Source organism: Meridianimarinicoccus sp. MJW13, from assembly GCF_014901205.1.
GTDB lineage: Bacteria > Pseudomonadota > Alphaproteobacteria > Rhodobacterales > Rhodobacteraceae > Meridianimarinicoccus.
This window is the reverse complement of record NZ_JACNMU010000008.1, coordinates 86,849-99,767: the sequence shown is the minus strand read 5'-3', so window position 1 is coordinate 99,767 and position 12,919 is coordinate 86,849. Positions and strand designations below refer to the sequence as shown.

Annotated in this window: 13 protein-coding genes; 1 reads left to right on the top strand and 12 read right to left on the bottom strand. The window is 65.1% G+C overall.

The genetic code is table 11. The features are described from left to right. The first annotated feature begins 97 nt into the window (after positions 1-97). A complete protein-coding gene (gene hisD, locus H8B03_RS15190; protein WP_319022490.1) occupies positions 98-1,387 on the top strand; it encodes a histidinol dehydrogenase in 1,290 nt (429 codons plus the stop codon). Positions 1,388-1,445: 58 nt separating this feature from the next. On the opposite strand, the gene H8B03_RS15185 is transcribed toward hisD (H8B03_RS15190), so the two are convergent. The 12 genes from H8B03_RS15185 to H8B03_RS15130 form a co-directional block, all read right to left on the bottom strand. Beyond that, a complete protein-coding gene (locus tag H8B03_RS15185) occupies positions 1,446-2,138 on the bottom strand; it encodes an RraA family protein (RefSeq protein ID WP_193142731.1) in 693 nt (230 codons plus the stop codon). Beyond that, positions 2,135-2,830, bottom strand: coding sequence for an alpha/beta fold hydrolase (locus H8B03_RS15180; RefSeq protein WP_193142730.1), 696 nt, complete (start codon positions 2,828-2,830; stop codon positions 2,135-2,137). Before H8B03_RS15180 ends, H8B03_RS15185 begins: the two co-directional genes overlap by 4 nt. A gap of 37 nt (positions 2,831-2,867) precedes the next feature. After that, complete coding sequence (locus tag H8B03_RS15175; RefSeq protein ID WP_193142729.1) at positions 2,868-3,992, bottom strand: cobalamin-independent methionine synthase II family protein; 1,125 nt, start codon at positions 3,990-3,992, stop codon at positions 2,868-2,870. 75 nt (positions 3,993-4,067) lie between these two features. Beyond that, entirely contained in the window at positions 4,068-5,051 is a 984-nt protein-coding gene (locus H8B03_RS15170; protein WP_193142728.1) for a cupin domain-containing protein, read from the bottom strand. A 165-nt stretch (positions 5,052-5,216) separates the two neighbouring features. Beyond that, on the bottom strand, positions 5,217-6,173 hold the full coding sequence (locus H8B03_RS15165; RefSeq protein WP_193142727.1) for an ester cyclase: 957 nt from the start codon (positions 6,171-6,173) through the stop codon (positions 5,217-5,219). Then, on the bottom strand, positions 6,170-7,153 hold the full coding sequence (locus tag H8B03_RS15160) for a nuclear transport factor 2 family protein (RefSeq protein ID WP_193142726.1): 984 nt from the start codon (positions 7,151-7,153) through the stop codon (positions 6,170-6,172). Before H8B03_RS15160 ends, H8B03_RS15165 begins: the two co-directional genes overlap by 4 nt. Beyond that, entirely contained in the window at positions 7,150-8,160 is a 1,011-nt protein-coding gene (locus H8B03_RS15155; protein WP_193142876.1) for an ester cyclase, read from the bottom strand. The genes H8B03_RS15160 and H8B03_RS15155 overlap by 4 nt, the downstream gene beginning before the upstream one ends. Next, complete coding sequence (locus H8B03_RS15150; RefSeq protein ID WP_394355480.1) at positions 8,160-9,197, bottom strand: LacI family DNA-binding transcriptional regulator; 1,038 nt, start codon at positions 9,195-9,197, stop codon at positions 8,160-8,162. The genes H8B03_RS15155 and H8B03_RS15150 overlap by 1 nt, the downstream gene beginning before the upstream one ends. After that, positions 9,182-9,946, bottom strand: coding sequence for an SDR family NAD(P)-dependent oxidoreductase (locus H8B03_RS15145; RefSeq protein WP_193142725.1), 765 nt, complete (start codon positions 9,944-9,946; stop codon positions 9,182-9,184). Before H8B03_RS15145 ends, H8B03_RS15150 begins: the two co-directional genes overlap by 16 nt. A gap of 85 nt (positions 9,947-10,031) precedes the next feature. Beyond that, positions 10,032-11,363 carry a histidinol dehydrogenase gene (gene hisD, locus H8B03_RS15140; RefSeq protein WP_193142724.1) on the bottom strand — a complete coding sequence of 444 codons (1,332 nt, stop codon included), beginning with the start codon at positions 11,361-11,363 and terminating at the stop codon, positions 10,032-10,034. Between the two features lies 1 nt (position 11,364). Next, the gene (locus H8B03_RS15135) at positions 11,365-11,856 is read right to left on the bottom strand and encodes an ester cyclase (RefSeq protein ID WP_193142723.1); all 492 of its coding nucleotides are present in this window, start codon (positions 11,854-11,856) and stop codon (positions 11,365-11,367) included. Beyond that, the gene (locus tag H8B03_RS15130; RefSeq protein WP_193142722.1) at positions 11,853-12,908 is read right to left on the bottom strand and encodes an ABC transporter ATP-binding protein; all 1,056 of its coding nucleotides are present in this window, start codon (positions 12,906-12,908) and stop codon (positions 11,853-11,855) included. The genes H8B03_RS15135 and H8B03_RS15130 overlap by 4 nt, the downstream gene beginning before the upstream one ends. Positions 12,909-12,919 lie beyond the last annotated feature (11 nt).

Here is a 12,919-nt window from a genome sequence, read left to right as displayed (position 1 = left end):
AGATCAATACCAAGCACCATCGTTCCAATGCGAATACGTTTGCAAAGCAGCCCCACGGCGTCTAGCTTTTCCCGAACTCCAAAGAAGGACCCTGACCGTGGCCGATTCCGACCTGTCATTTGCTGGCATACAGCATCGCAAAGCTCCCACGCGCAATGCCGCGTCCGATGCACAGGATGTTGCGGCGACGGTGGCCGAGGTGTTGGCTGCGGTCCGCGCGCAGGGCGACGGGGCCGTGCGCGCCTATGCCAGGAAATTTGACCAATCCGACCTGGACACTTTCGAAGTCAGCATGGCACAGCGCGAGGCCTCCGTTGCGGCGCTGGACCCCCAGACCCGCGCAGACACCGAATTTGCCATCGCCAATGTGCGCGCCTTTGCCGAGGCGCAGCGCGCCACCATGTTGCCGCTGGAAGTGGAAATCCGGCCGGGTGTGCATCTGGGCCACCGGATTATTCCGCTGGAACGGGTGGGCTGCTATGTGCCTGGCGGGCGCTATCCGCTTCTGTCCGCGCCGATCATGACCATCGTTCCGGCCCGGGTCGCAGGGGTGGAAGAAATCATCGCCTGCCTGCCGCCCAATGCGCATGAGGCCATGGTCGCCGGGTGTCACCTGTCAGGTGCCGACCGGATCTTCCGCATTGGTGGGGCGCAGGCGATTGCCGCGATGGCCTATGGCACCGAAACCGTGCCGCGCGTCGACAAGATCGTCGGCCCCGGCAATGCCTTCGTGAACGAGGCCAAGCGACAGGTCTTCGGCCCCATCGGGATCGATCAGCTGGCCGGCCCCTCCGAGATCTACACCCTTGCCGACAGCACCGGTGACGCGGAAACCATCGCCACCGATCTTCTGGCGCAGGCCGAGCATGACGTGCGCACGCGGGTCGGCCTGATCACCACCGATGCCGCTTTGGCCGACCGGGTTATTGCCGAGGTTGCGCGGCAGTTGGGCGAGTTGGAAACGGCGGCGACCGCCAGCGTCGCGTGGCAAGACTATGGCGAGATCGCAGTGGCCGAAGATGAGGCGGCGATGCTGGCCTATTCCGACCACATCGCGGCAGAGCATCTGCAAGTCCACACCGCCGATCCGCAGGCCACCGCGAAGAAGCTTCGGCACTATGGGTCCCTGTTCATCGGGGAGCTGGCCAGCGTGGTCTATTCCGACAAATGCTGCGGCACCAACCACACCCTGCCGACCATGGCGGCCGGGCGGTATACCGGCGGGCTTTGGGTCGGTGCCTATTTGAAGGTGGCCACCCATCAGTGGATGGAGCCGGAGGGCGTGCGCGCCGTGGCTCCGCCCGCCGTGCGCCAAAGCCGCAGCGAAGGGCTGGATGGCCACAGTCGTGCCGCGCAACTGCGGCTGGATCGGTTGCAGGACGGGTAGGCGGGGCAGCACCCCCGGACCCTGTCCAGAAGCGCGCTATTTTCGGGTCACGGGTGCGCTAGGTGCGGGCCTTTTCAAAGGCTGACCAGGCCGCTTCGAACGCCGCGAAATCGAAGTTTTCGCCGCGGGCCGGATCCAGCACCAGCCGCTCGGTCGCCTGCATGGTGGCAATGGCGGCTTCCAGGTGATCCACCACCTCGGGCGGGATCACCACCGCGCCGTGGCGGTCGGCGTGGATCAGGTCGCCGGGCCGCACCTCCATCCCGAAAACCGTGACGGGTACATCCAGCGCCGTGACATGCACGAAGCCATGGCTCGGCCCGATGGACCCTGCAACGACCGGATAGTCCGGCGCCATGTCGCCCAGATCGCGCATCACCCCGTTGGTCAGCGTTCCGGCCATGCCGAACCCCTTGTGGATGGTGGTGTTCACCTCGCCCCAGAAGGCGCCGATGGCGTTGGGCACGTCTTCATCCTCGATCACGCAGACCGAGGGTTTGGGCGCTTCGGCCATGGTCTTGTAGTATTGCATCCGTCGGGCCCGGATCACGTCGGGGGCCTCGTTGGGGGGCGACAAGGCCCGGATTTTCGCGGTGACCGCATGGCCGACCATGACCCCCTTCGGGTCGCTGGCCAGCACGGTGCCACGGGTAAAAGCGTTGAAGCCGCGCTTGCCTTGCGCCACTTCGATGGCATTGCACACCGTGGGCGTATCGACGGAGTTCAGCAGGGTCAGAAGAGAAGGGGTCATACGGCCTCCAGCCAGCGGCGCAGGGCCGCGTTGGTCGCGTCGGGTTGTTCCAGGGTGGGCAGATGCCCGGCGTTCGGGATGATCTCGAGCCGCGCGCCGGGCACCAGATCCCGGATCAACTCATGCCGGTGCACGGGGCACAGCGCGTCCTCGGCCCCGCACAGGGCAAGCGTAGGCACGGACACGGTGCGCAGGGTGTCTTGCTGGTCGGGGCGGCTGGCCAGCGCGCGGGACTGGCGGACAAACACCTCTGGCCCCAGATCCTCGGCCATCTGCATGCACAGCGCAAGGATCGCCGGCTTGTTTGGACCATCGGCCAGATAGAGCGGCTTCATCTCGTCCCGCATCACGGCGCGCAACTCTCCGGCCAGTGCCTTGGCCATCTGCGGATCCCGCATTGCGGCAACCTCGGGCACCTCGGCCTTGGGGTTGGTGTCAAGAAACGCCGCCCCGGCGATCCGGTCGGGCGCTTGCCGGATCACTTCCATCGCGACAATGCCGCCCATGGAGAGCCCGCCAAGGGCAAACCGGTCCGGGGCGCGATCCAGCACCAGGCGGGCCAGATCCTGAACCGTGTCGGCCTCGGTGATCGGCAGGACGTGAACCGGGCGCGCGCCCTCGAAGGCGGCGATCTGCGGGGCAAACAGGCGGGCGTCGCACATCATGCCGGGCAGCAGGACGAGCGGGGTCACGGGGTTGCCCCTTCGCTGTCCGGGGTCAACGTGCCGATCATTTCACCAGTCCCGCACCTTCGGCAAGCGCGCCCAGCTTGGCATAGGCAATCTCGGGATCGACCGCGCCGAAGCCCGCGAAGGTGCCAAACCCGCAGTCCGATCCGGCGATCACCCGGTCCGCACCGACGATATCGGTGAAGCGCGCGATCCTCTGGGCCACCAGCTCGGGGTGCTCGACGAAATTGGTGGTGGTATCCACAACCCCCGGCACCAGGATCTTGCTGTCGGGAATGTCCGCCTTGCGATCCCGGAAGGTTGTCCATTCATGGCCGTGGCGCGGGTTCGAGGTTTCGTACAGAACGTAGTCCGCCTTGGCAGACATCAGCGTGTCGAACATCTTGGCCATCGGGATATCACAGACATGCGGGCCTTCGTAGTTGCCCCAGCAGATGTGGATGCGGATCTTGTTGGCGGGAATGTCCGACAGCGCGTGGTTCAGAGCCTCCACATGGCTGGCCGCGATTTTCAGAAATTCGTCATCCGTCAGATCGTTGAACAGCATGTGCCGCGACAGGGCCAGATCGGGGCAATCCAGTTGCAGGTCCAGCCCGCTGGCGACGATGGTTTCGTATTCCGCCTTCATCGCGTCGGCGAGCGCGGCCAGATAGGCCTCGCGCGTCTTGTAGAAATCGTTCTGCAGGAACAGCGAGATCACGCCGGGCGAGGCCGCGTTCATGAAGCCGCGCTCCACCCCGTGTTTTTCCATTGCGGCCTTCAGGTTGGCGATGTCCTTTTCCAGCTCGCCCTGACCTTTCGAGCGCACCTCGCCCACACACATGGGACGGGCGTATTGCGGAGTTCCGCCATCGGCGGCCAGACGTTTCAGGAAGCTGGGAAATTTCTTCAGATCGGCGGGCGCATTGCGGGGGCTGTCGCCGTCAAAGCCGGTGTAGCGATCCTTCACATAGGTGGCATAGCTGATCTTCGAGGTTTCGCCGTCGCTGACAATGTCGATCCCGGCGGCGACCTGTTTGGCAACCGTGTCATCCACGGCCTGCGTCATGGCCGCATCGAATTCTGCCGGGTCATAGTCGGTGCCGCGTTCACGGGCAAAGATGAAGTCCACGACGGTCTGCGTGCGCGGCAGAGAGCCGACATGAGTGGTGAGGATTTTGCCCATCGGGAGCCTCTTTAGAAAGGATTGGAAGAAGAAACGGGCGCGGCGATCCTGCCGCACCCGGGGTCTGTCAGGATCTCAGCCTTGCCAAGTGTGGCCCGCCGGATCATCGGTGGCCACCACATGGTACAGGCTGGCCTCGCCGGTCATCGAGGGCACCGCGTTGTGGCGCAGGTTCTCGGGCACCGACATGGTGTCGCCGGGGGCCAGCACCGCTTCGCCCGCCGCATGGTCGCCATTGCCGTCCCAGCGCACGCGCCAGTGGCCGCGCATCGGCATCAGGACCGAGGGCTTGTCATGGGCGTGCATTTCTTCGCTGGCGCTGTCGCGGGTCATGAAGCCAACCTCGAAGCCGGGCCTGTCGCGCAGCACCCCGTTCTCTCCGATCACCAGCGCCGGGGTCTTGTCGGCCAGCGCCACCAGATCCCAGTAGCGGGCGACGTGGTTGGGCAGCACATCGGCGGTGGTGGGCTCGGGCCGTTTGGCCAGCTCAGCGTCGCTCATCAGCGGCATCGGGTTCACACCGTCGGGCAACTGCTGGCCTTTCTTGGTGTCATAGAGCTTACCGTTCTCACCCAGAACGAGGCCGTGATCGGCGGCATCCTCGATCACCTGCGGCGCCCACATGACGCCGCCCCCGGCATCGTCGCCGCCGAGGATCGCCATGATCATGCCGTAATCGGTGCCGATGTTCTCGAACCCGCGAAAGATGCCGGTGGGAATATTGAAGATGTCGCCTTCTTCCAGCACCACCTCGCCGGCGGTGCCCCAGCGGCCCCAGAAAAAGCGCCAGCGGCCTTTCAGGACGAAGAAGACTTCAGCGGTGTGATGGTCGTGCAGCGAGTTGCGGCAGCGCGGCGGCTGGCCTGCGGCCCCGATGTTGAACCCGTGCGGCAGGCCGATGTGCACGTGCTGGTCGGGGCTTTCCGAGACGCCGCCGCCGATGATGGTAAAGTTCTCTTTCTGGTCGCTGCCCGGCGTATGGGCGTCGATGAAGGCGGACTTGCAGGGTTGCAACTCGCCATAGCGCACGATGCGCGAGGTCATGTCTTGGGATGTCATGTCGGGTTTCCTTGGTGTGCCGAGCCCGTTGCGTGCCGGCGGGGGGAACAAGTGTGATCGAACCTGTTGGCCACGCCGGGTGGATGGTTGTTCAGTCGTCGCGCGCGGCGGCTGGCCAGATAGACATGCAGGGCACAAAGCGCAGGGGCGGGGCGGGGCATGGCGTCAGGCTCCGGCCAGCAGGATCTGTTTCCAGATCGCGGTTTCGTCCCAAAGGCTCCATTCCCGGCGCAGGCCCCAGGGGCCGAACTCGGCATGGGTGAAGCCCATGATGTGCACCTGCACCCCGGTGGGCGCGCCAAAGCGGCCATGGCCGCTGTGCGTGCCGTCCAGGCTCCAGCGGATGGCGGCGCGGTCGGGTTCGCCGCAATCATCGCGGCCGATCTTGTGATGAACAGTGTAACGGGCGTCGGGAAAGGCCGCGCGCAGTTGCATCCATTCGGCTTCCAGCGCCGGACGGCCCCAGCCGGTGACGCCGCCTGCATGGTAAAAGTTCACGGCGCGGTCGTAATCCCGCCCGACCGTGGCAACGTCGTAGTCCATGATGCGGCTCAGGATGTCGGCCAGACGGTCTCCCAACGCGTGACCATTGCCGGTGCCCGCATAGGGGCCGGGACGATCCTGATCCGGGGTGAAGGGCCGCGTCGCCGTGTCCGGCCCACCTTCGCGGGCGATCTGCGCCGCCGCCCAGTCACGCGGGCTGTGGCCCAGTTGTTGCACCATCGACGAGACATCATAGCAAAGCCATTCGTCGGTGATGACGTCATCCTGGACGAAGCAATCGGCAATGCAGCGGGTGGTGACGCGCTGGCCCGTGGGCGCGCCGAAAACGCCATGGCCGCTGTGGGTGCCGGTGATGACCGAGCGGTGCGAGGACAAGTAGCCTTCGGCCTCGGTCCCGCACCAGATCACATCGTCGCCAAGGATTTCCCGGTCGGGAAAGGCCGCTTGCGCGGCCAGCGTGTCCTTGATGACGCCGTCGGTCCCGAGGATCAGCCCCTGGGTCGAGCGCATGACCATATCGGTGCCGTAACTGTCGCGCAGAGAGGCGATCTGTCGGCCCTCCCAAATCTCGAAGGTCACGCCTTGAATGTAATCCGGAAGCGTGGCGAAGCGGCTCATTCCACGTTCCCGGTGTGCAGGTGGATCTGTTTCCAGATGGCGACCTCGTCGATGATCGAGAACTCGCGGCGCAGGCCCCATTCGCCCCATTCCGCGTGGGTGGCGCCCATGACATGGACTTCCGCCCCTGTCGGCGCACCGAAAAAGCCATGCCCGCTGTGGGCGCCGGTCAGCGACCAGCGCACCGCGGCCCGGTAGGGGGTGCCGGGATCGGCGCGGCCGATGGTGTGGTGGATCGCGAATTTCGCCGTCGGGAAGGAAGATCGCAGCCGCATCCAGTCGGTTTCCGCGAAATCATAGGACCAGCCGCCCCGCGCGCCCCAGTGTTCGGTGCGCGCCGCGCGGTCGAATTCGCGCCGGATGACGGCGAAATCCTTGTCCATCATCTGCGTCAGGATGCTGGCCAGCCGCTGGCCCCATTCGTTGTCGTTACCGCGTCCCATATAGGGTCCGTCCACATCGTGGTCGGGGTGAAACGGGCGCTGGCATTTGTCAGGACCGCCTTCGGTCTGGATCTGGTAGCGGGCGTATTCCGCCGGATCCCAGCCCAGTTGCCGGGCAATGCCGCCCACGTCGCGGATAAGCCACTCGTCGTCGATGACATCAGCCTTGGCGGCGCAATCGGCAATGACGCGGATTGTGAAGCTCTTGCCGGTGGGCGGCCCGAAGGCGCCATGCCCGGTATGGGTGCCCATGGTCACCAGCCGGTGCGAGGACAGGTAGCGGCCCGTGTCCTGCGTGTCCTGCGACCAGATCACATCCTCGCCCAGCAGCTGCCGGTCGGGGAATTCACACAAGGTGGCCAGCGTGCCGTCGATCACTCCTTCGTTGCCGCGCACCAGACCGGAGGGAAACCGCATCGGGATGTCCTTGCCATAGTAGTGATGCAAGGTTGACAGGCCGCGATCTTCCCAGATCTCCCTGGTGATCTTCAGGATGTAGTCGGGCAGATCCTTGAACTGGTTCGAGAAGTCTTTCATGGGTGAAGTCCGGTCTTGAGCAGGATCTGTTTCCAGATCGCGGTTTCATCAATCAGGGTCCATTCGCGGCGCAGGCTGGGGGTGCCGTCGCCGAAGGGCCCCCATTCGGCATGGCTGATGCCCATCACATAGACCTCGGCCCCGGTCGGTCGTCCAAAGCGGCCCCAGCCGGAATGCTTTCCGTGCAGTGACCAGCGCACCGCCGAGCGGGGCGGCATCAGCGGGTCGTCGCGCCCGATGACGTGGTCGATGGAAAAGGCGGCATCCGGAAAGGCCGCGCGCAGGCCCATCCAGAACTGATCGGCCTCGCCCCGGCCCTGCGTCGTGACATGGCCGGGATAGTGCAGGGCGGCGCCCCGGTCATAGACCGCAGGAATCAGATCCAGATGGCCCGCCATGATCGCGGTCAGCAGATCGGCGTGCTTCTGGCCCCAGGGATTGTCGTTGCCGTGTCGGTCGTAGGGGCCGGGCACGTCGTTGGCGGGTGTCATGGGCGGAACGCAGTTTTCCGGCCCGCCCTCGCGCGCGATCAGATCGCGGGTCCAGTCCACCACGTCAAAGCCCATCTGCTGGACAATGGCCGACTGGTCGCGCACCAGCCATTCGTCATAGACCGCATCGTCGCGGATCGCGCAATCGGCCAGAATGCGATAGGCCAGCCGCTTGCCTGTCGGCGCGCCGTAGGCGCCGGGACGGCTGTGCGTGGCCGTGCAGATCAGCCGATGCGACGACAGAAACGCCTCCGAGGTCTCGGTCCGGCCTTCCGGATCCTCGCACCAGATCACATCCTCGCCCAGCAGTTCCCGGTCGGGAAACTCGGCCAGCGTGGCCATGGTCGCGGCAATGACATTGGTATTGTCGATCAGCACCGAAGCGGGCGAGCGCACGATCAGCCCCGGCGCGTAGCGGCTGAGCAGGCTGCCGATCTGGCGCGCCTCCCAGATCTCGTAGGTGATGCCGTTGATGAAATGCGGCACGTCGCGCCATTTTGGGTTGAAGCCGCGCATCATGCCGGGGTCTCCGTCGTCTTGCGGGTGCTGCCGCGCACCACCAGTTCACCTTCGATGGTGATCCGTTCGGGTGCGATCTCGGCGTCCTCGATCCGGGTCATGATGGCCTCGACGGTGCGGGCCACCATCTTGTTGATCGGCTGGCGATAGCTGGTGAGGTCATAGGCCGGCCAGGCGGCGATCGGCACATCGTCGAAACCCACGATCCCCACGTCTTCGGGGATTTTCAGGTCCAGCTTGTGGCGCAGGGCATCCATCACCGCAAAGGCCATGTGATCGTTGGCGACAAAGGCCGCCTCGGGCCGGTCGCTGCCGGCGAACATCTCCAGCGCGGCGGCCCGCGCCTTGGCGTAGACGAAGCCGCCATCCTCGCGGGCGCAGATCTCCAGCCCGGCCTCGGCCAGCCCCTCGCGAAAGCCCTTCTCGCGATGCTGCTGGGTCGAGGCACCTTCGAACCCCGCCAGATAGCCGATCCGTCGATAGCCGCAATCGATCAGATGATGCGCCAGCACCTTGCCGCCCAGGTGGTTGTCGGCGGTCACGGAACACAGACGCGGGTCGTCCTGGTCGCGGTTGAACAGCACCACCGGAATGCCGTGATCGGTGCAACGCTGCGCCAGGTCCGACGACATCGACACCGAGGCCAGGATGATCCCGTCGACCTGGTAATCGAGGATTTCCTTCATCACATGCTGCACATCGCCGACCGTGGGGGCGGCCATGAAGACAAGCGCGTGATAGTTCTGCTGTTGCAGGGCGACCGACAGTTTCTGGATCGCTTCGGGGTAGAACTGGTTGTCCAGATAGGCCACCACGAGACCGATGATCCGGCTGCGCCCGGTGATCATCGCGCGGGCCACGCGGTTTGGGCGATAGCCCAACGCCTCGGCGGCGCGCATCACCTTGTCGCGCATCTCCTTCGAAGCACTGGCACCGGGGGTGAAGACGCGGCTGACCGCGGACTGGCTGACACCGGCCTTTTCGGCGACTTCCAGGGATGTGATCCGCGGGTTGTGCATCAATCTGCCGTCCATCCGCCGTCCAGCAACAGATGCGTGCCGGTCATCAGGCCCGAGGCATCCGAGGCCAGATAGACCACGGCACCCATCATGTCGGTAACCTCGCCGACCCGGTCCAGCTTGATCTTCTCCATGACCCAGGCCAGGCGATCGGGATTGTCGAAGGTTGCCTGCGTCAGTGCCGTGCGCACGAAGGTGGGGCAGATGGTGTTCACCCGGATGCCCTGCTTGCCCCATTCCAGCGCCATCGCCTTGGTGAAGCCCTCGACCGCATGTTTGCTGGCGCAATAGACCGCCCGGTCGATGCCGCCCACATGCGCCATCTGGCTGGAGATGTTGATAAGACTGCCGGGGCGGCCTGCCGCGATCAGGCCCTTGGCGACCGCGCGGGTCAGGAAATAGGCACCCTTGATGTTCAGACCCGCGACGGCGTCGAAATCCGCCTCGGTGGTGTCCAGCGCCGGGCCGTGCCGCGCCAGACCGGCCGAGTTCACCAGCACGTCGAAGGGTCCGGCTTCGGCCACGGCGCGTTCGGTGGCGGCCACGTCGGCCACATCCAGCGTCAGCGCCTGTGCGGTCATGCCCGCGGCCTGCATCTGCGCCACCACATCGGCCAGCTTGTCTGCCGACCGCGCCGCCAGCGTCACCGCCGCCCCGGCCTGGCCAAGGGCCACGGCACAGCCCAGCCCGATGCCGGAAGACGCCCCGGCGACCAGCGCGGACTTGCCGTCAAGGCGGAAGGAAGGGGTCTGGGGCAGGGTCATCTGGGCATCCTTGTCAGCTGGTACACGGGAACACTCGGGGCTCGGGCGGGCCGGGGTCCGCCGCGTCGGTTTCGGGTTTGGCGGGTTATTCCTTTGCCTGCCTGTCGGGCGCGGCGCCGCCATAGGGGACATTGATCCCGCCGTAGCGGCGCACGCGCACGTTGCATTGTTCCGCGTGGCCGACAAAGCCTTCCAGCAGGCACAGGCGCGAGCCATAGGCGCCGATCAGGGCCGCGGCCTCATCCGTGGTGACCTTCTGGTAGCTGTGGGTTTTCAGGTACTTGCCGACCCAGAGCCCGCCGGTATAGCGCCCGGCCTTCTTCGTCGGTAGGGTGTGGTTGGTGCCGATCACCTTGTCGCCATTGGCCACATTGGTGCGTGGCCCCAGGAACAGCGCGCCATAGCAGGTCATGTTCTCAAGGAACCAGTCGTCGCGATCGGTCATCACCTGCACATGTTCGCTGGCGATCTCATCGGCCACGGCCAGCATTTCTTCATAGGTGTCGCAGACGATGACCTCGCCGTAGTCCTGCCAGCTTTTGCCGGCGGTCTCGGCGGTGGGCAGAATGGCGAGAAGGCGATCAACCTCGGCCAGGGTGTCGCGGGCCAGCTTGTCGGAGTTGGTCAGCAGCACCGCCGGCGAATTGTAGCCATGCTCGGCCTGGCCCAGCAGGTCGGTCGCGCACAGTTCCGCATCGGCGGCGGTTTCGTCGGCGATAACCATGGTTTCGGTGGGCCCGGCGAACAGGTCGATGCCGACCCGGCCGAACAGCTGGCGCTTGGCCTCGGCGACGAAGGCATTGCCGGGGCCGACCAGAAGATGCACCGGGTCGATGGTTTCGGTGCCGATGGCCATGGCGCCCACGGCCTGGATGCCGCCCATGACATAGATCTCATGGGCGCCGCCCATGTGCATGGCGGCAATCACCGCCGGATTGGGTTCGCCCTTGAATGGCGGGGTGCAGGCGATGATGCGCGGCACCCCGGCCACGGCCGCCGTGGCCACCGACATATGCGCCGAGGCGACCATGGGAAACTTGCCGCCGGGCACGTAGCAGCCCACCGATTGCACGGGGATGTTCTTGTGGCCCAGGATCACGCCCGGCAACGTCTCGACCTCGATGTCGTGCATCGAGTCCCGCTGCGCCTGCGCGAAGTTGCGCACCTGATCGTGGGCAAAGCGGATGTCGGCCATCTCGCGGTCCGAGACCTTGGCGATCAGCGCCTGGATTTCGTCCTCACTCAGCCGGTAGTTGTCGCGGTCGAACCCGTCGAATTTGTTGGACATCTCGCGCACGGCGGCATCGCCGCGGGCCTCGATATCCTTCAGGGCTGCTTCCACGATGTTGCGGGTCTTGGCGTCATCGGCCGCACGGTCCGCCTCGGGCTTGCCGGTCTTCAGATGTCGGATGGTCATGTCAGGCCTCTTGCGGTGTCGGAGGGATGGCGGTGCCGTCGTCAAAGGCTTCCCAGCCACGGCCACCGAAAACGTCTTCGCCCAACTGGGCGAGCACATGGGCGAAGTCCACCGAGACCCAATTGTCCGCGATGCGCCCGTCCACGATCTTCCAGAAGTCCATGTACGGGATCTTCACGCGCTTGCCGGTGGGGGCATGGCCCATGAAGGGGCCCGAATGCGTGGCCTCGATATGGCCAAAGCACGACGCCCAGTCACCTTCACAGATGAAGCGTTCGGTCTTGTACTCCCGTTCGGTAAAGGCGGCGCGCAGGGGCAGTTGCCAGTTGCTGCGGAAGGCCTGAAGGCCGTGTTTGGTGCCGCAGCCCTGGTTGCCCATCCAGCGAAAATCCTCGTGAAAATGCGCGCCCATGTCGTTGGAATTGGCCCCCAGGGCCGCCTCCATGCGCAGGATCACCTGGCGGGTTGCCTCGGCTTGTTCTTCCGGTGTCATCCGTGGGCTATCCTTTCTCCCGAAGCGGTGTCGAACAGATGGCAGATTCCGGCGGGAATGCTAGCTTTGACGATATCGCCGATCTCGGCGCGGTATTCCTTGTGGGTCTTGATCGACACCAGCGATCCGGCCAGGCGCCATGTGATCATCGACGCCTCGCCCAGAAGCTCGATCGAATAGACCGGCGCGGAAATCTGGCCCTCGCTTTGCGTGATCTCGGCGTCCTCGGCGCGGAACCCCAGGGTCACATTGCCCGACGAGGTGCGCGGCAGGCCTTCGACCCGGATGCCCTCGGCGGTGAAGACGCCGTTGTCCAGACGGCCCTCGACAAGGTTCATCGCGGGCGAGCCGATGAAGCTGGCCACGAAGGTGTTGGCCGGGTTGTCGTAGATGTCCGTCGGGGTGCCCACCTGCTGGATCTTGCCCGCGTTCATCACCACGACGCGGTCGGCCAGGGTCATCGCCTCGATCTGGTCATGGGTCACATAGACGGTGGTGACGCGCAGCTTGGATTGCAGGTTCTTGATCTGCGCCCGCGTCGAGACCCGCAGCTTGGCATCGAGGTTGGACAGCGGCTCATCCATCAGGAACACGGTGGGCTTGCGCACGATGGCACGGCCCAGGGCGACGCGCTGGCGCTGGCCGCCCGACAATTCCGCCGGCCGGCGGTCCATGAAATCCTCAAGTTCCACCATCCGGATCGCCTCCATCACCTTGGCGTCGTGCTGGTCCTTGGGAACCTTGCGGACGCGCAGCGGGAAGCGGATGTTTTCATAGACCGACAGGTTCGGATAAAGCCCGTAGGACTGGAACACCATCGAGATGTCGCGATCCTTGGGCTCCAGATCATTGACGACCTTTTCGCCCATGATGATCTGGCCTTCGGTCACATCCTCCAGCCCGGCGATCATCCGCATGGTGGTGGATTTTCCGCAACCCGAAGGGCCCAGAAGCACGAGAAACTCCTGATCCGCGATATCAAGGTCGAAGTTGTCGACGCCGACGAAGTTTCCCCAGCGCTTGTTGACGTTCTTGAGTTGAAGTCTGGCCATGAGGGCCTCCT